Raw genomic sequence first — 325 nt, forward strand, 5'->3', positions numbered from 1 at the left:
CGCCAGAAGTGGGTAGGGTAACCGTAAGGAGCCCGCTTACCACGGTAGGTTTCATGACTGGGGTGAAGTCGTAACAAGGTAGCCGTAGGGGAACCTGCGGCTGGATCACCTCCTTTCTAGAGAAGGCGAGGTCAGGCACTTACAGCCTATCGGTTATTTGAGAGTTGAAAGGGCAAGTTGGCCGCAAGGCCGATGAGGAAGACTGGGTTTGTAGCTCAGCTGGTTAGAGCACTGTGTTGATAACGCAGGGGTCGTAGGTTCGAGTCCTACCAGACCCACCAAGACTTGCTTGATTTTTGGGTCAGGCAAGGCGCGAGGGAGCGAA

The 325-nt window shown here is 54.8% G+C and carries 1 tRNA gene and 1 rRNA gene; both read left to right on the forward strand.

The features are described from left to right. Positions 1-116: ribosomal RNA gene (locus tag ACZ9XP_RS17875) — 16S ribosomal RNA — on the forward strand; the annotation flags it as partial. A gap of 88 nt (positions 117-204) precedes the next feature. After that, positions 205-281: transfer RNA gene (locus tag ACZ9XP_RS17880), tRNA-Ile, on the forward strand. Positions 282-325 lie beyond the last annotated feature (44 nt).

Source organism: Vogesella perlucida (genome assembly GCF_979366545.1).